Genomic DNA, 16,956 nt, shown 5'->3' on the forward strand with positions numbered 1-16,956 from the left:
TGCTATGATGGAAAATAGGCTGGCAAATGGACTTGTTATTTATTTGATTGTGCCTAAAGAAATTGCTATCATCGATAAGGATGATAGCAATTTAGGCATATTCAAAAATAATTAACTAGCACCTTAATCTAATCTATTTTCTCTCATATGCTTTCTATGGAAATTTAGTTTAACTTTCCATTAATTATTTCCATTACTTTTTCTTTAAATTTCGCAATATCTTTTTCAGCATTTTCTAAACTGCTGCTCTTTACTGCTAAATAAATTTTCATCTTTGGCTCTGTTCCTGATGGTCTTACTACAAAATATGAACTATCCTCTAAAATGTACTTTAATACATTAGACTTAGGTAAGTCAATAGATACTTTAGCCTTATTTATAATATCTTCCTCAATACTCAATTTGTAATCTAACCTCTTAACGATTTTAACATCGTCAACATTACTTATTGGTTCATTTCTTAAGGCTTCTATACAGCTGGCTATTTTCTCCTGTCCTTCTTTTCCTTTTAATTCTAGAGATATAAGAGTTTCTTTGAAATATCCATATTTCTCATATAAGTCTATTAATGCATCATAAAGGCTCTTTCCTTGTTCTTTATAATAAAGGCACATTTCACATACTAGCATAGCTGCTATTACTGCATCTTTATCACGTACGAAATCTCCTGCAAGATATCCATAACTTTCTTCAAATCCAAACAAATAAGTTTTATTTCCTGCATCTTCAAATTCTCTTATTTTCTCTCCAATATATTTAAACCCTGTTAATACATCCATAAGTTCAACATCAAAATCTTCTGCTATCTTTCTAGCACCTTCTGTTGTTACAATTGTTTTTATTACAACTCCATTTTGTGGTAACTTATTAGTTTCCTTTAATGAACTTAATATATAATGAGTTAAAAGTAACCCTGTTTGATTACCTGTTAACACTTTGTATTCCCCGATACTGTTCTTAACGACAAGACCAATTCTATCACAATCTGGATCAGTTCCAAATATTATATCTGGATTTTCTGCCTCAGCCATTTTTAAAGCTAATTCAAATACATCTGGATTTTCTGGATTAGGATATGATGCAGTTGGGAAGTTTCCATCTGGAGCTTCTTGTTCTTTAACAACCTTAACATTGCTATAACCTAACTGATTTAATACGCTTCTTACTGGAACATTTCCCGAACCATGAATCGAAGTATATATAACCTTTAAATTACTTGCTTTATCTTTGACTAAATCGGTTCTTATTGTCAAGCCCTTAACTTTTTCATAATATACTTTATCTACTTCTTCTCCAATATAATTTAGTAATCCTTTTTCTAAAGCAATATTCTCATCAATATTCTTTGTTTTTGAGAAGTCATCCACCGCATTAACACAGTTGATTATTTTCTTTGCTTTTTCATCCGTTACTTGTCCCCCGAATTCGTCGTACACTTTGTAACCATTATATATTTTAGGATTATGAGATGCAGTTATTACAATACCACCCTTGCATTTCAATTCTCTAACCGTAAAAGATAATACTGGCGTTGGTCTTAAATTTTCATATAAATATACTTTAACATCATTTGCACATAATGTAAGTGCAGCAGCTTTTGCAAATTCTTTTGACATGTTTCTTGAATCATATGCAATTGCAACGGAAGGATTCTTAAAACTATCATTTAAATAATTGGCAAATCCTTGAGTAGCTTTAGCAACAGTGTATATATTCATTCTATTGCTTCCAGCTCCTATTATCCCTCGGAGTCCACCAGTACCAAAATCTAAATCCTGGTAAAATCTATCTTCAATATCTTTTTCATCAGATATACTTCTCAATTCATTTTTTGTTTCTTCATTAATAAGATCAGAATTAATCCATGCATTATATTTTTCTTTGTAGTTCATTTTACAATCCCCTCTCCATGGTTTTTTCTCTTATCCATTATACATTATTTATCCATATATAAAAACTATTTTATATATTTTAGTAATTTTCTCTTAATTTTTCAGTACACAGCTATAGTATCACTCTTCGCTGATAATTAGATTTACAGCCTATGTATTACTGTTACTAAATAAATTATTTATCATTATGGAATAATTTATCCCTATAAATGAGAAAAATCATTTCTTAAATATTTTCCAAATATTTAAGAAATGATTTTTATAACATTTTAAAATATAATATTATTCTATTCTTCTACTTCTGGTTCTCTTTTTTCTTCTTGACTTATCGAACCTATAACAGTTGATAAATCATCTACAATTTCAATACTCTTTGCAAATTGTAGATTTTTAAATGTATAAACTGTTCCTGCTTGCCCATTAGAAACATCTAGTTCAACGTCCTTTGGTAAATCCTTTGCTTTGCAAGATACCTTAACTAAATCTCTTTGAGTTTGCAAAATCAAGCCTCTGCTTTCCAAAAGCCCTTTACCAACAATTTTTATCAATACTTCAGTCTGCATTTTAGTATTAGCTGCTATTTCTTCAAAATCTACATGAATGGCTTTATTTCCAAATGAGTTCTTTTGAACTTCTTTAATTACAGCTGTCCCCTTATTTCCTTCAAGGTTAAACTTTATTACTCCGTGTTCTCCATGAGTGGAAATTTCTTTTAACAATGCTGATTCATCTACTTCAAAAATTTCGTTTCCTATTTCTTTCCCATAAATTACTCCTGGAATCTTGCCTTCTCTTCTTTCCTTTTTAGCTCCGTTAGTTTTCTTTATTCTTTTAATTAACTTTAATTCTGCCATTGTGAATATCCTCCTAAAAATTATTTCTTTAATTCTAATAATTATTTTTTATATAGTTTAGAATGGTATTCACGTTGGAATAAAGTAAACAGGCCTATTACATTTACTAGGTCTAACAGTTCTTCTAATATTGATTTTATCTAGAGAATTGTAAAAAGATAAAATCAAGCTAGATTTACAATTAAACAATTTTTATCGCCTCTAATATATTGAATTTTTCCTTTTATGGAATTTCTATTATATTATAACACTTAATTTCCACTTCACGCACATAATTATAAATCTAATATAATTAGCACTAGATTTTTTAAATAAAAAATGGCTATCTACATAATTAGATAGCCTAAAATTAATCTTAATTTATTATAAGTCATTTCTCTATATTCTAAAAACTACTTCATATTTATTTTCTTTCTGTCTTTTGCTCGCCTTCTTTATACCTTTTTGGAGTTTCATCAGTATTGTAAAAAGCATTACAACCAATTAATATAGCACAAATAAAAATACTAACCCAAAGCATATTTATTCCCCCTTTAAATATATAATTGATTATATATTTATTATACCACATTTATCTGTAAACGTTATATTTTAGAAGTAAAATTTTAAATTATTATATAAGAAATAGTTTATTTGATATTAATTTAAGTAAAATATGGTAAAATATACTTGATATTGTTTATATGGAGGGAATACATGACAGTTAAAAAGCAAGTAAAAAATATATCTAAAATAGTATTATTATCTATATTTCTAAACTTGATACAAGTAATATTTATAACATTATTTATCTATTATAAATATAGAAATCCTTATATGATAGAAGGAAACTTTATTATCAATGTCATAGCTATCAGTATAGGTATTAATAGCATTATTACAGGTATTATATTCTATAATCTTCTCTTTAAAAAGGGGAGCAGTAATTTAATCGATACCATAAATTATCTTGAAGCATTCAATAAGACTTTGAGAACTCAAAGACATGATTATCTAAATCACATTCAAGTTATTTACTCATTGATGGAACTTGAAGAATTTGATGAAGCTAGACAATACATAGAGCCTGTCTATAAAGATATAGCAAGGGTCAGTAAAGCTCTAAAGACTTCCAAGCCTGCTGTAAATGCACTTCTTCAAGCTAAATTACAAATGGCAGAAAAAAACGAAATAGATATGGAACTAGAAATAAAAAGTGATTTAAAACATCTTAATATGGAACCATGGGAGTTTTGCAGGATCATGGGTAATATAATAGATAATGCTATATTTGCGTTGAAGTTGAAACCCGATAATAGATATATGCTTATTGAATTATCAGAAAATTTACAAAGTATAAAGCTTAATATATCAAATAATGGAGATAATATACCTACAGAAATTATAGATAAAATATTTGAAGAAGGTTTTACTACCAAAGGCAGTAAAGGAGATGGTATGGGGCTTGCTATTGTAAACGAAATTGTTACGAACTTTTCTGGTACAATATCTGTCACATCGACTGAAGAACGGACTTCCTTTGAAATAATTTTACCTAAAGCACAATGATTATACATATTCTCAGAGTAATTTATGCCCTAAGATTTCTAATTTTTCATGTGCCTTAAATGACATCTGAATCTCAAAAATGTATAATTCATAAGTTTTATATTACTAATCACAACTATCTGGATTAATATATACATATAGATAAACAAATCAAAAACTTGATTTATTACTTGTAATTTTTAGATTGAGTAAATTAATAAAGAAACTATATATAGTTATAAGTGATAAGTTAAGGATTAAATCCCCTCTTTGGGGAGATTTCTTGAATATATTTTCTGAAAAGCCTATAGGCTTTTCTTCCTTAACTGTGAATTGTTAACTGTTAACTGAATTAAGGGGGGTGAACAATATGAGTGTATTTTTACCAGATATAACAGTCCTTACAGTAGTACTTTTAATTATAGGCTTTGGTCTAGTATTTTTAGAGATGCATATTCCAGGCATTGGAGTCCCTGGAATTGCTGGAGCTATATTTCTAATACTAGCCGTAGTACTAACAGCTCAAAATTTTGCTCAAGCACTAATTATGTCATTAGCTATCTTAGCAATTCTCGGAGTTATGCTAGGCGTAGTCTTAACATTCTTCGCAAAGGGGAAACTCTTTAAACCATTAGTTTTGTCAGAAGAACAAAAAAGAGAACATGGATATATTAGTTCCTCAGATTTAGATTATCTGCTCGATAAAAGAGGAATTGCAGTTACTGACCTAAGGCCATCAGGTTCTGTAGATATAGACGGTGTTAAATTCGATGTAATTTCTGATGGAGAATATATTTCCTCTGGCTCTAAAATTAAAATATTTAAAGTGAGCGGAGTAAAATTATTAGTAAAAAAAATAAATGATTAGTTTTTAAAGGAGAGATTATTAATGGTTATTAATTTAGTTATAACTGCTATAGCAGTAGTATGTTTAATTGCTGTGTTTATTACTTTTGTTCCAATAGGATTATGGATATCATCTTTAGCCGCTAATGTTCAGGTAAGTATATTTAATTTAATCGGTATGAGACTTAGGAGAGTTGTGCCTTCTAAGATAGTAATTCCACTTATCAAATCAACAAAAGCTGGTATGGGACTCAGTGTTAATCAATTAGAGGCCCATTATTTAGCTGGTGGTAATGTAGATAATGTAGTAAATGCACTAATTGCAGCTCATAGGGCTGACATAGACTTGCATTTTGAAAAGGCTGCTGCTATTGATTTAGCTGGAAGGGATGTTTTAGAAGCAGTTAAAATGAGTGTTAATCCAAAAGTGATTGAAACTCCAAATGTTTCAGCAGTTGCAAAGGATGGTATAGAACTTCTAGTTAAAGCTAGGGTTACAGTTAGAGCTAATCTTGAAAGACTTGTTGGAGGCGCTGGAGAAGCAACTATCTTAGCCAGAGTTGGTGAAGGTATAGTAACTACAGTTGGTTCTTCTACTACTCATAAGACAGTACTCGAAAATCCAGATGCTATTTCAAAAACCGTATTAGATAAAGGATTAGATGCAGGTTCAGCTTTTGAAATTCTATCTATAGATATAGCTGACGTGGATGTAGGAAGAAATATAGGCGCTCATCTTCAAACACTACAGGCAGAAGCTGATAAGAACATTGCACAGGCTAAAGCCGAAGAAAGAAGAGCAATGGCTGTCGCTAAAGAACAAGAAATGAGAGCTGCTGTTGTAGAGTCTGAAGCAGAAGTACCAAAAGCAATGGCTTATGCACTTAGAGAAGGTAAACTTGGAATAATGGATTATTATGATATGCAAAACGTAATTGCTGATACAAGTATGAGGAGTTCTATTTCTAAAGCAGGAAATAAAAATCAAACTTTGACCTCAAACGACGCGGAAAATAAAGATAAAAAATAAACTCTTAGGAGAATGAAGTATATGAAGTATAATGATACTATTTCTATATTAAAATCTACTATGAATATCCTAAAAGATCCTACAGTTATATCAGATAAATTTAATGAAATTTTAGGATATTTTGATAACCTCGGTACAAATGATGCAATACAAAATAAAGATAATACTAATGTAAATGCCAGCGAAAGGAATGAATATAATAAAGATGTATCTCTAGGAGATAATTATTCTAATGCAACTTATAACAATGATGTCTTAGCTAACAAGCAGCAAGTTACTTCTTCAAACCCACAAGGAGTAATAGACTCTATTGCACAAGAACTTACATCTGCAAGGCTTAAGCAAGCTATTATACTTTCAGAAATAGTTGGAAAACCAAGAAGCAAAACTCGAAGGAAAAGAAGATTTTAAAATTAGGAGAATTTCTTATGAATATAAAAGTCCTTATAGTTGATGATGAAAAGGGAATGAGAACTATAATAAAAAAAATATTAGACAAATCTGGTGGTTTTGAAGTTGTCTGTGATACAGATAGTGGAGAAGAGGCTATAAGCTTATTTAAAGAACAGCGCCCAGAGGTTGTGTTTCTTGATATAGAAATGCCTGGGTTCAGCGGCATAGATTGTGCTAAAATTTTAACCGATATAGATCCAAAGGTAATAATTATCTTTGCAACTGCCCACCAGGAATATATGCCTGATGCATTTCAATTATATGCCTTTGACTATTTAATAAAACCTTTCAAAATAGAAAGAGTACTACAGACCTTAGACAGAATAAAAAAGCTAAATAAACCTGTTTATGGAGATGGTATCGATAAAATAATCAAACATGAAAAAGGCTTGGACAAACTTATGATAAAGAATAAGGATGGCATAAGCTTTGTTGACACAAAGGAAATTGTACTAGTGCAGCGAGAGGAAAACTCCACTGTTATTTATACTAAGACAGATAGCTTTACCACATCTATTTCTTTGTCAGATATAGAGGAAAAATTAGATAACTCGCAATTCTTTAGAAGCCATAAATCCTATATTATAAATCTATCCTTAATAACAAAAATTTATCCTTATGGACGGTGGACCTATGTTGTTAAACTAAAAAATACAGAAAAAGATGCCCTCCTTACTCATGAAAAGTATGAAGAAATAAAGAAACTTTTTAGCTTATAAAAAAGACTTAAATAAAAGGTACTCAATAAAACGAGTACCTTTTACTTTTAATTAAAAGCTTTATATATAATTCTTGTAAGTCTAACTTCTCTCGATTCTTACCTTGCTTCCTCCCATTCCACATTCTGCTGGTGTAATCATAAGTTTTACAGGAACTCTATTTTTTATAGCCTCAACATGACTTATAATTCCAACCTTTAGCTTTTCGTTATGAATTCTTTCTAAAGAACTCATTACAACTTCAAGAAGCTCATCATCTAATGTTCCAAAGCCTTCATCAAGGAAAAATAATTCTAGTGGTGCTGTTCCCTTTAGCTGAATCTGAGCTGATAAGGCCAAGGCTAACGATAAAGATGCCAAGAAGGTTTCCCCTCCAGATAAAGTTGTTGCATCCCTTCTAGCTCCACCATTTTTATAATCCCTAATTATAAATCTGCTATTTTCATCAACTTCTAATCCATAGTTTCCATGAGTTATTTCCTTTAACCTTCTAGATGCCTCAATAGAAATATATTTTAATCTATTTATTGCTACAAACTCTACAAATTTCTTTCCTTTAAACAACTTATCTAAATCATTAAGTAAAGCTAATTTATGCTCCAATTTGCTCTTCTTTTCCAAAAGTTCCTTTTGTTCATCTAGTTTAGTTTTTATACTTTTCAATTCTTCTTCAAGTTTAATCTTATGTTCATTTGCATCATTAACTTCTACTTCTTTTTGATTTTGTAACAATTTTACTTTTGAATATTCTTCTTCACTTAACTCTTTACCAGAAATTTTATTAAGTAAACTTTCAATTGCGCCTTTTACTTTTAATGCACTATCCTTGTAATTATCTACTTTCAGCTTGTATTCATTAATCTCTTCTTTTTTAATTAGATTCTTCTTAACATCATCTAAGGAATTGAAGCCTTCACTATCAATTGCAACTTCCAACCGAGACTCTTCTTCATTTTTTCTCTTACTAAGTTCTTTGTTCTTACTAACTGCAGCTATAAATTTTTCATTGTTATCTAAAAACTCTTTTTCAATCGCAGTTTTACTATTTTCAGCCTTCTCAAATTCTTTATTAATATTTTGTATATTATTTTTGACTGTACTAAGCAATGATAGTAAATCTTCTTCATTATTGACTTTACTTTTTATCATATGAAGCTTTTCTGCTTTGTTTTCTTCATGGCTCTTAAGCTCAGCATTATCTTTAGTCAATTTTTCTTTTGTCATTGTTAATTCATTATTTAATTTTTCTTTATTTTTCTCTAGCACTTCTAATAATTCTCTGTTACTTTTTATTATCTTAGCTATCCTTTCTCTTTCTTTTTCAACCTCTCTTATTTCTTTACTCTTTTCAATAAAATCAATGACTGAAGTCTCAGATTTTAATATATTTATTCTGCTTTCTACATCATTTAAGTGTTCTGTATTTTCTTTAAGACTTTTATCTAAATCATCTAATTGTCTTCTATTAGTTCTAACTACAGCTCTAAGTTCATTTATTTCACCATTTTTAATATTTATATCATTTTTTAATTTGTTAATATCTTTATCTAATGTTTCTTTATCCTTAGTATAGTCTTCTAAAGCTTTTTCTAAATTCTTAAATTCATCTTGCAATTCTTCTAAAGACTTTTCATTAAATTTAATTCCAAGTTTATTTATTTCTTCTTCATTAATCTTTATTTTCTCATTAAAATTATTTATCCTAGTTTGTTTCTCAATTATACTATTATTAATAGTTTTTATTTCAGCTTCCTTAAGTTGAACCTCTTTTTCTATATCGTCTATATTTTCAACTTCTATTTTAACTATATCTTCTTTATTGTGGTGAGTCGAACCACAAACCGGGCATACTTCCCCTTCTTTAAGCCCGCTTCTTAGAATATTCGCTAAATTCTCTCTTTCTATTTCTTTTTGCTTAAGTTTAATCTTTTCAAGCTCTTCTTCATGTCTATGCTCATCTTCTTTTTTAGCTGTTATTTCAGTATTTAATTTTTTTATTTCTTCTTCAGCAAATTCTATTTCTTTTATTAATTTATTATGACTTTTCCACTTCTGCTCATTTTCAACTATCAGTTGCTTTAAATTGACTAAGTCTTTTGATTCTCCCGGAGAGCTTTTAAGCAGTTCTTCGTAATGTTTCTCTTTCTCCTCTAAAGCTTTAATGCTTTTTTCTATGATATTTCTTAAACTTTTACCATCAGATATAGTCTTACCATTTTCTTTTTCCAAAAATTTTTTCTTATCATTATCTTTAGTTATAGATAACTTCAAGCTATTTAACTTTTCTTCTAAAAGAATTCCTTCTTGAACTTTTTCTTTAAGCTGCTCATCTATTTTTAATTCCTCATACTTTTTGTCATGCTCTTTTACAATTTTATCTTTATCCTTAATTTCCTCATTAACCTTAATGAGCTCCTCTTTATCTCTTTTGCTTACAACCTCAGCTTCACTTATCTGTAATTTCAATATATCTATCTTTTTTTGTATTTCGTCTACTAATTTTTTTTCTTCAATTGCATCCTTTACCTTTTGTTCTTGTATCATTAGCTCTGGCAGCTTTTTATCTTTACTAACTTTTGCTTCATTCCATAACTTTTCTATAATCTCTTTTTCTTCTTTAATCTTCTCAATTGCTACTTTTAATTTATCTAATTCAATTTCATTTATTTTAAGCTCATTTATAGTATTTTCAAAAGCATTAATATACGGTATAACCTTTGCACCTGCTTCTCCAAGTTTTATCATTTCTATATACTTATTTATTTTTTCTTCCTGCTCTTTTAATACTTTTTCTTTATTTTTATACTCCTCTAAATCTAATTGTAGCTTCCATATTTCTTCATTTTCTTTATAATTTTTCTCAATTACTTTTAATTGTTCTCTTAGAGTTTCTAGATCTTTTTTTAATTTTTCTAACGTACTTTCTTTTTCTTTTAATATATCTTCGCTTATATCATCATATCCACTTAATTGACCAAGTAAAACACTGTTTTCAGTTCTCTCTTTATTTATTTTTAAACTAAGCTTTCTAGATAAATTATCCCCGAATTGCTCTAGATTAAATAATCTTTCAAGCATGTCACGCCTATCTTTACCTTCCAGCTTTAAAAATTCACTGAACTTTCCTTGTGGCAGCACAACAGTTCTAGAAAAATCCTCTAAGTTAAGGCCTATAATCTCCTCAACCTTTTTATTTATTGTCTTAACTCCATCTGCTAAAACTTCTTCCTCTTCTATATTGGTTATATCTACTATTTTACATTTTCCAGAGTTTATGCCTCCATCTTTTTTTCTTTTAAATTCTCTATCTATAACATATCTTTTAATTTCTGCTCCAGATATCTGAAATTCAAAATTTACATTTAGCCTATCACAATTAGTATTTATATAATTAGAGCTCTTCCTAGCTACATTTCCATATAAAGCCAAAGTTATACCATCCAATATAGTTGATTTTCCACTTCCAGTCGGTCCAAAAATCCCAAAAAATCCTCTATCTGTTAATCTATCAAAATCTATTGTCTGCTCATCAATAAAACTGTTTAATCCTTTAATTCTTAATTTAATTGGCCTCATTTTCTTCCCCTTCTTCATTTATAATAGATAGAAGTAATTCCAGCACTTCATCTTCTGGCGGCACTCCTCTTTCTTTTGTGTAAAAATCAACAAATATTTCTTCAAAAGATTTTTCACTTATATTTAGAGTAGTATCTTCATCTATCCCTTTAACCTTTGGCATTATCTCTAAAATATCTTTTTTCAAATCCTTCATTTGTTTTATTTCATCTTCTCTTATGTACCTATCTGTTGCTATCTCCATGTATACCCAGCAATCTTTCTCCTTATTTTCTTCACACTTTAAAATTGCATCTTCAATACTGGAACATTTCCAAATTTCAATTGGCTTATATACTTTTAAGTTTACTTCTTCAATTTTGCATTCTTCTTTTGCCTTAACATCTACTATAAAGCATTTTTTGTCAAAGCTTACTTCTTTCTTATTATAATGAATAGGAGACCCGCAATATCTTGCTTTCTTTTCAGTTCCCGGAACTATTTGAGGCTTATGAACATGTCCGAGTGCAATATATTGAGCTTCTTTTGGGAAACAGCTGCCATCAACAATATAGGCTCCCCCTAATTGAATACTTCGTTCTGATCCGCCTTCTTCACTTCCCATAGCAAATAGATGAGATATTACTAAGTTAATGGTATCCTCTCTATAATGGATTCTTAGAGAATCAAATAAAGAAAATATTTTCTCACTATAGGATTTAGCTTTCTCTTCTTCGTCATCCATTCCATTGTAGATAACTTCATTTAATCTTTTTTCACTTGGATAAGGCATTGTTAGAATAACTGCCTTTTCATTATTTATTTCAATTTCAACAAAACCTTCTCCAGCATTTAAGACCTCATGATTTCCGTACTCTCCACAAGGGACTATAGTTTTTGGAGTTCCTACCATAATGATTCCATGTTCCCTTGCAAGGGGACCTGCTGCAACTAATCTATCCGGATTGTCATGATTTCCTGATATAACTAAAGTAAGTCTTTCCCCATTTTTTGATATTCTCTTCAAAGTGTCATAAAACATTTTTTCTGCCCTAGCTGGTGGATTAGGATTATCATAAACATCACCAGCTATCATAACTAGATCTATATTATTTTCTTCAACAATACTTACGAAATCTTTTAGAAATTCTTCCTGCTCATCCATGCGGCTTTGTCCTTCTAAATTTTTTCCTAAGTGCCAGTCTCCTGTATGTAATATTCTCAAAATTAAACATCCTCCCAGTAAGCTGTTTTCTTAAGCACATTAAATTTAATTGTGCCTTAACTTATAACAATATTATAGCCTACTTAGGTATATAGATAAACAAATCAAGAACTTAATTTATTACTTGTAATTTGTCACTGCTTTGTTTGTTGCCTTAACTTATAAAAAATATCCTAGAATAAAAAAAGACATTATATCTTCAATATTAAGATACAATGCCTTCTTATTTATGTTTAATGATTGTTCATATACTTAACGGATAAAATTCATGAACACTTTTTCTTCCATTTCAGGTTCTTTAACTTTTCCTTTACCAAACTCAACAAGTTTCATAAGCCAGGCCATATTTTTTCCAAGCACTCTCATGATTTGATTTCCTTCTGTGTCATCTTTTACTTCTCCTGGTGCTGCTCCATTTATTACATTCCAGTAATTTGAAGTTGGCATAAGCATTTCTGAATAATTAATATAATTATTCAATTGCTCAAAGGTTGGCACGCCACCAGCACGTCTTACAGCAACTACTGCAGCACCAACTTTATGTCTTAACATACCCTTATTTACACTTGTAACGTAAAAGGCTCTGTCTAAAAATGACTTCATTGTTCCTCCTATTGCTGAATAGTGAACTGGAGAACCTAGTATTATTCCGTCTGCTTCCTTCATTTTCTGAATCCATTCATTTACTTCATCATCAATGACACATCTTTCATTTTGATTTCTCACACAGCCATTACAAGCAAGACATCCTCTTATAACTTTATTACCCACATGGATAACTTCAACTTCTATACCTTCCTTTTTTAATTCCTCTGCAACTATTTGTATTCCATGAAATGTATTTCCTTCTTTTTTAGGACTTCCATTAAATGCAACTACCTTCATTTATATCACCTATCCTTATATCTTATAGTTTAATTATATATCGCATGCTTTTAATATATAGCACTAAGTATAGTATATTTAACTCCTAAACTTGCAACAAGTAGGCACTTTAAAGTTAGATAACTTACTTTTAAGTAGGAATTACGATTACAGACTACTTTTAGTTAAATCCTAAACTTGCTTTCCTGTATTGCTTCTACAACTCTATTTCAAATTTTTCTTTTTTATAATATAATTATCAGTAAAATATATGTAATGTAGGTGATGATATTTTGATAGAACATAATGGTAAGTCGTATATTTGTGCCTTGGATTTAGGCTTTGAAATTATAAGAGGTAAGTGGAAGGCAGTAATATTATGCCACTTATCTGATGGACCAAAAAGATTTTTAGAGCTGCAGCGAATTACCTGTGGTGTAAGTCAAAAAGTGTTAAGTGAATCATTAAAACAACTTGAAATGGATGATATAATAACTAAACATGTATATGCAGAAGTACCTCCAAAGGTTGAATATTTATTAACTGAAAAAGGAAAAGAATTGGTCCCTGCTTTAAAAATGATTGAAAAGTGGTCAAAAAAGCAATTTTCTGATTTATTAAATGAATAACTCATCTAAATACCAAACGGAGCAGGATACTATTTTATCCTGCTCTATTAATCTCCTATCTTAAAGCATATTCTTAAACAAAATTACCAAAAAGGAAATCTGTAATCTTACATGAATTATAATTCTTAAAAGTTAATTTATTCTAATTAATTATAAACTTTCCCAAAAAATGTACGAATATACAATTATGAAGATAAATAACTTAAAAAGGAGAGAATTAATATGGCAATAGATATTCCATCATATTATTATACAGATATTTACAAGCGTACAACTATCGATGTTAATTTTCTAAAAAATTTCAATCCAGAAATTCCCGAAAGAAAATCTTTAGCAGATACATTAAGTATTAGTGAATTAAATAAAAACCCAACTCCATCTGATGTTAAAATCAAAGGAATAGAGACACCAGATTTAACAAAAGGTGGTCCGATTATTGTTACGAATAAGGAAGGTAACCCACTTGCTTATTATGATTTTAAAAATTGTATAAATAGCATGGGACTTGATGATGATCAAAAAACCACACTAATAAATTCTGTAATTACATCAACAGAATCTGTTTATGACGGGATAGACAATGGTGATACTGTTGGTATGACTATAGCCCAAACTAATATGGAGCTAAAATATGTATCCAGCAAACTTGTACCTGATAAATTTCAGGATCAGTTTAACACAATTGCAGACCAATATACACAGAGCTTAAGTGATAAATATACTAAATTCATGGAAGATATGGATACAGATATTATGAACAGAACAGATCCAACTACTATAGCTACTGGCTGGAATGAAAGAGCAAAAGAAGACTTAGATTCGATAAAAAATGGAACAGATATCTTTCATAAAACTGGGGCCTACTACGATACTCTTTATAATAGTATTGATCTAACAAATGATGATACTATTAAAAAAAGTTTATCATCAGTATACGATAAATTTTTGAATTCATCATCAGATTCTTCATTTATAGATGAAGTTAAATTTCTTAGTGATAAATGGAATGCTGTTATTGATTCAATGAACAGCCCTAGCAGCTTAAAATTTACTACTTCTGTAAATTGTCTTGCATAATGTAAGTTATAATATTGTAATCTATAAAGTTATCATCAAACTTTATAAATATGTTACAATAATAAAACTACATTTAGAATGGCTATAGGCTAAGTAGATATCTAGATGTTAATTGCAACATATATATTAAAAATATTCTTTCAGGCTTGTAGATGAATTTGCGTACGTACAAAATCATCTACATTTTTTTCTCTTCATCAACTATCGATTACACTTTTATATATTTGCCACTTACCCAATATTTGCAACCACTAACCTATCAAATATAGATATTCTATTAAAAAATAGGTATTATATAGAAAAGGAGGATGATAATTCATGAAGGTAAAAATACAATATGTAAATTCTCCAGAAGAAGAATGTGCAGTGCTTCGAATTTATAAAGGCCATCCTGAAATCATAAAATTGCAAGAGATTATTGAAAATGAAACCTATAAATCTATAATACTTCCTTGCTTTTTAGGAGAAGAAAAATACTCTATTTCTTGTGAGCATATTTTATTTATTGAAACCATTCAAGAGAAATCCTTTGTGCACACTGGTAAGAAAATATATGACGTGAAAAAAAGACTTTATGAACTTGAAGAAATACTTCCTGAAGAATTTGTTCGTATTTCAAAATCAGCCATAATGAATCTTAAACAAGTAGAACATTACAGTCCCCTGGCAAACGGGTTAATGAAAGCAGTATTTTATAATGGCGAGGAGACATATATTTCCCGAAAATATCTAAGACTCCTTAGAGCAAAGATTGGAGGTAAAAATTAATGATAAAAGAAGATAGAGTTGAAATTATATCAAAAGGTCTTTTCCTTGCTGTAATACTATTTCTAAGCACTGTTATTAATTTGCTAATCCAACGAGATATTCAGAATTTGAAAGCAATTGGCACTTTTCTTATTCCAATAATTTTGGGTTATTGCTTAATAGGTATATTCATCCGATGGCTTGTATATCGAAATACTCTCATAAAAGATGGATATCATATTTTTTCAGGAGCTGCAGCTATTTATTGGATATTTATTTTTACTGCAATTATTATGTTTTGTGCCGCTTTAATTCCTAAGTTCATTCGTGATATCATTACGGTCAATATAGGCATCTTACTCTTAGTATGGTTTCTAAATTATCTATATTTAAAGAGAATCGCAACCGAATTAAATTCTGGTATAAAATACCATTTACGAGTACTAATTGAAGATTTGCCTGAAAAACCTCAATCAGAAGGTAGATTTATAGGTGAAATTGAAAATTATTGCAAGAGAAATAATCTTTCTTTAGAGATCCTTGAATACGGAATTCCTTCTAAAATAAAAATGAATAACACCCTGTATGTAGTAAAACTGGGACAGTACTATGATATCATGGGAGGTATTGTATATACACTGGAGTTTCATAATATAGTTTCAAATGAATAACTATCGCCACAAAAAATTAGATACATGTTACTATTATTTAGTAACTATGTATCTAATTTAATATAGCTATAAATGTTAAATTATTCCTTATTTAATATTTCTTCTACTTCCTCGATACTTAAGCCTGTTGCTTCAGCAATTTCATCTATCTCTTCAAATCCCATCAAGTCTCGTGCTAAAGAAATCATAAGTTTTTTCACATTCTCTTCAACGCTTGGAGGTAATTCTGACATATCTGCTAAATTCTCCGTCAGATCAAAATACTCTTCTTCCTCTTCTTCCTCTCCCATTTCAAAAATTCTTCTCTTTTTGGCCTTTTCTCTATCAAATTCATTAAGATAAACTAATTTGCTATTGTTTATCTCTAAATCTTCATCCGAAAATACAGTTATCCCCTCATTCTCCAGAAGTTGCGTCGTTATCCCTTTACCTTTAATTTTATTTCCTGTAAATGTGCCATCATATATATAATTAGAGCCGCATGAAGGACTTCCCTCCTTTAACACTGCTTTAGTAGCTCCAAGTTCCTTGGCTATTCTTAAGGTCTCATCTGCCCCATTTATAAATTGTTTAGTAACATCTTCACCTTTATTACTCAGTGCTTTTCCATTTCCATTTATCACTTCATTTGCCTCATTATTTAGTTCAACTGGATTTCTTGGAGTTGATAATCCTCCTAGCTGCTCTGGACACACCAAAACTGCTTTTCCTTCTCTAAATAACTTCATGCATCTCTCATTCAAGTTATTTTTTCCGTTATATTTACAATTAACTCCACATAAACATGCACTTATTATGTACATTGCATCACCTCAATTTCAGTCAACAATTAGTAAATGATTAACATTTACGACTTCATTTTATATC

The 16,956-nt window shown here is 29.7% G+C and carries 15 protein-coding genes; 9 read left to right on the plus strand and 6 right to left on the minus strand.

Annotated features, from left to right (window positions below):
• Positions 1 to 164 precede the first annotated feature (164 nt).
• The gene (locus CLOBL_RS12100; protein ID WP_077859268.1) at positions 165 to 1,892 is read right to left on the minus strand and encodes a phospho-sugar mutase; all 1,728 of its coding nucleotides are present in this window, start codon (positions 1,890 to 1,892) and stop codon (positions 165 to 167) included.
• Positions 1,893 to 2,179: 287 nt separating this feature from the next.
• Positions 2,180 to 2,746 (minus strand): 50S ribosomal protein L25, encoded by a 567-nt coding sequence (locus CLOBL_RS12105; protein WP_077859269.1) that lies wholly within the window; start codon positions 2,744 to 2,746, stop codon positions 2,180 to 2,182.
• 696 nt (positions 2,747 to 3,442) lie between these two features.
• Between CLOBL_RS12105 and CLOBL_RS12110 the strand changes: the two genes are divergently transcribed.
• The 5 genes from CLOBL_RS12110 to CLOBL_RS12130 all read left to right on the plus strand — a co-directional run bounded on the left by CLOBL_RS12110 (position 3,443) and on the right by CLOBL_RS12130 (position 7,321).
• The gene (locus CLOBL_RS12110; protein ID WP_077859270.1) at positions 3,443 to 4,294 is read left to right on the plus strand and encodes a Spo0B domain-containing protein; all 852 of its coding nucleotides are present in this window, start codon (positions 3,443 to 3,445) and stop codon (positions 4,292 to 4,294) included.
• 349 nt (positions 4,295 to 4,643) lie between these two features.
• Positions 4,644 to 5,141, plus strand: coding sequence for an NfeD family protein (locus CLOBL_RS12115; RefSeq protein WP_077859271.1), 498 nt, complete (start codon positions 4,644 to 4,646; stop codon positions 5,139 to 5,141).
• Between the two features lie 21 nt (positions 5,142 to 5,162).
• Positions 5,163 to 6,149 carry a flotillin-like protein FloA gene (gene floA / locus CLOBL_RS12120; protein ID WP_077859272.1) on the plus strand — a complete coding sequence of 329 codons (987 nt, stop codon included), beginning with the start codon at positions 5,163 to 5,165 and terminating at the stop codon, positions 6,147 to 6,149.
• A gap of 21 nt (positions 6,150 to 6,170) precedes the next feature.
• On the plus strand, positions 6,171 to 6,560 hold the full coding sequence (locus tag CLOBL_RS12125) for a hypothetical protein (protein ID WP_077859273.1): 390 nt from the start codon (positions 6,171 to 6,173) through the stop codon (positions 6,558 to 6,560).
• 17 nt (positions 6,561 to 6,577) lie between these two features.
• Positions 6,578 to 7,321, plus strand: coding sequence for a LytTR family DNA-binding domain-containing protein (locus tag CLOBL_RS12130; RefSeq protein WP_077859274.1), 744 nt, complete (start codon positions 6,578 to 6,580; stop codon positions 7,319 to 7,321).
• An 81-nt stretch (positions 7,322 to 7,402) separates the two neighbouring features.
• Here CLOBL_RS12130 and CLOBL_RS12135 read toward each other — a convergent pair whose 3' ends face one another.
• The 3 genes from CLOBL_RS12135 to CLOBL_RS12145 all read right to left on the minus strand — a co-directional run bounded on the left by CLOBL_RS12135 (position 7,403) and on the right by CLOBL_RS12145 (position 12,986).
• Positions 7,403 to 10,897: an AAA family ATPase gene (locus CLOBL_RS12135; protein ID WP_077859275.1), complete on the minus strand. Its 3,495-nt coding sequence runs from the start codon at positions 10,895 to 10,897 to the stop codon at positions 7,403 to 7,405.
• Positions 10,884 to 12,101 (minus strand): exonuclease SbcCD subunit D, encoded by a 1,218-nt coding sequence (locus CLOBL_RS12140; protein WP_077859276.1) that lies wholly within the window; start codon positions 12,099 to 12,101, stop codon positions 10,884 to 10,886. The genes CLOBL_RS12135 and CLOBL_RS12140 overlap by 14 nt, the downstream gene beginning before the upstream one ends.
• A 252-nt stretch (positions 12,102 to 12,353) precedes the next feature.
• Positions 12,354 to 12,986 (minus strand): flavodoxin family protein, encoded by a 633-nt coding sequence (locus tag CLOBL_RS12145; protein ID WP_077859277.1) that lies wholly within the window; start codon positions 12,984 to 12,986, stop codon positions 12,354 to 12,356.
• A gap of 272 nt (positions 12,987 to 13,258) precedes the next feature.
• Here CLOBL_RS12145 and CLOBL_RS12150 point away from each other — a divergent pair, with 272 nt between their 5' ends.
• The 4 genes from CLOBL_RS12150 (at position 13,259) to CLOBL_RS12165 (ending at position 16,089) form a co-directional block, all read left to right on the plus strand.
• The gene (locus tag CLOBL_RS12150; RefSeq protein WP_077859278.1) at positions 13,259 to 13,594 is read left to right on the plus strand and encodes a helix-turn-helix domain-containing protein; all 336 of its coding nucleotides are present in this window, start codon (positions 13,259 to 13,261) and stop codon (positions 13,592 to 13,594) included.
• Positions 13,595 to 13,816: 222 nt separating this feature from the next.
• On the plus strand, positions 13,817 to 14,671 hold the full coding sequence (locus tag CLOBL_RS12155) for a hypothetical protein (protein WP_077859279.1): 855 nt from the start codon (positions 13,817 to 13,819) through the stop codon (positions 14,669 to 14,671).
• Between the two features lie 318 nt (positions 14,672 to 14,989).
• Positions 14,990 to 15,439, plus strand: a complete 450-nt coding sequence (locus CLOBL_RS12160; protein WP_077859280.1) for a LytTR family DNA-binding domain-containing protein — start codon at positions 14,990 to 14,992, stop codon at positions 15,437 to 15,439.
• The gene (locus CLOBL_RS12165) at positions 15,439 to 16,089 is read left to right on the plus strand and encodes a DUF4318 domain-containing protein (RefSeq protein WP_077859281.1); all 651 of its coding nucleotides are present in this window, start codon (positions 15,439 to 15,441) and stop codon (positions 16,087 to 16,089) included. The genes CLOBL_RS12160 and CLOBL_RS12165 overlap by 1 nt, the downstream gene beginning before the upstream one ends.
• Before the next feature lie 80 nt (positions 16,090 to 16,169).
• Here CLOBL_RS12165 and CLOBL_RS12170 read toward each other — a convergent pair whose 3' ends face one another.
• A complete protein-coding gene (locus CLOBL_RS12170; RefSeq protein WP_077859282.1) occupies positions 16,170 to 16,892 on the minus strand; it encodes a DUF523 domain-containing protein in 723 nt (240 codons plus the stop codon).
• Positions 16,893 to 16,956 lie beyond the last annotated feature (64 nt).

Source organism: Clostridium sp. BL-8, from assembly GCF_002006495.1.
Taxonomy (GTDB): Bacteria; Bacillota; Clostridia; order Clostridiales; family Clostridiaceae; genus Clostridium.

What these genes read in the sequence shown, in the direction of transcription:
- CLOBL_RS12100 (WP_077859268.1), bottom strand. Translation starts at nt 1,892, where the DNA reads ATGAACTACAAAGAAAAATATAATGCATGGATTAATTCTGATCTTATT.
- CLOBL_RS12170 (WP_077859282.1), bottom strand. Translation starts at nt 16,892, where the DNA reads ATGTACATAATAAGTGCATGTTTATGTGGAGTTAATTGTAAATATAAC.
- floA (WP_077859272.1), top strand. Translation starts at nt 5,163, where the DNA reads ATGGTTATTAATTTAGTTATAACTGCTATAGCAGTAGTATGTTTAATT.
- CLOBL_RS12115 (WP_077859271.1), top strand. Translation starts at nt 4,644, where the DNA reads ATGAGTGTATTTTTACCAGATATAACAGTCCTTACAGTAGTACTTTTA.
- CLOBL_RS12155 (WP_077859279.1), top strand. Translation starts at nt 13,817, where the DNA reads ATGGCAATAGATATTCCATCATATTATTATACAGATATTTACAAGCGT.
- CLOBL_RS12165 (WP_077859281.1), top strand. Translation starts at nt 15,439, where the DNA reads ATGATAAAAGAAGATAGAGTTGAAATTATATCAAAAGGTCTTTTCCTT.
- CLOBL_RS12145 (WP_077859277.1), bottom strand. Translation starts at nt 12,986, where the DNA reads ATGAAGGTAGTTGCATTTAATGGAAGTCCTAAAAAAGAAGGAAATACA.
- CLOBL_RS12135 (WP_077859275.1), bottom strand. Translation starts at nt 10,897, where the DNA reads ATGAGGCCAATTAAATTAAGAATTAAAGGATTAAACAGTTTTATTGAT.
- CLOBL_RS12160 (WP_077859280.1), top strand. Translation starts at nt 14,990, where the DNA reads ATGAAGGTAAAAATACAATATGTAAATTCTCCAGAAGAAGAATGTGCA.
- CLOBL_RS12125 (WP_077859273.1), top strand. Translation starts at nt 6,171, where the DNA reads ATGAAGTATAATGATACTATTTCTATATTAAAATCTACTATGAATATC.
- CLOBL_RS12105 (WP_077859269.1), bottom strand. Translation starts at nt 2,746, where the DNA reads ATGGCAGAATTAAAGTTAATTAAAAGAATAAAGAAAACTAACGGAGCT.
- CLOBL_RS12130 (WP_077859274.1), top strand. Translation starts at nt 6,578, where the DNA reads ATGAATATAAAAGTCCTTATAGTTGATGATGAAAAGGGAATGAGAACT.
- CLOBL_RS12110 (WP_077859270.1), top strand. Translation starts at nt 3,443, where the DNA reads ATGACAGTTAAAAAGCAAGTAAAAAATATATCTAAAATAGTATTATTA.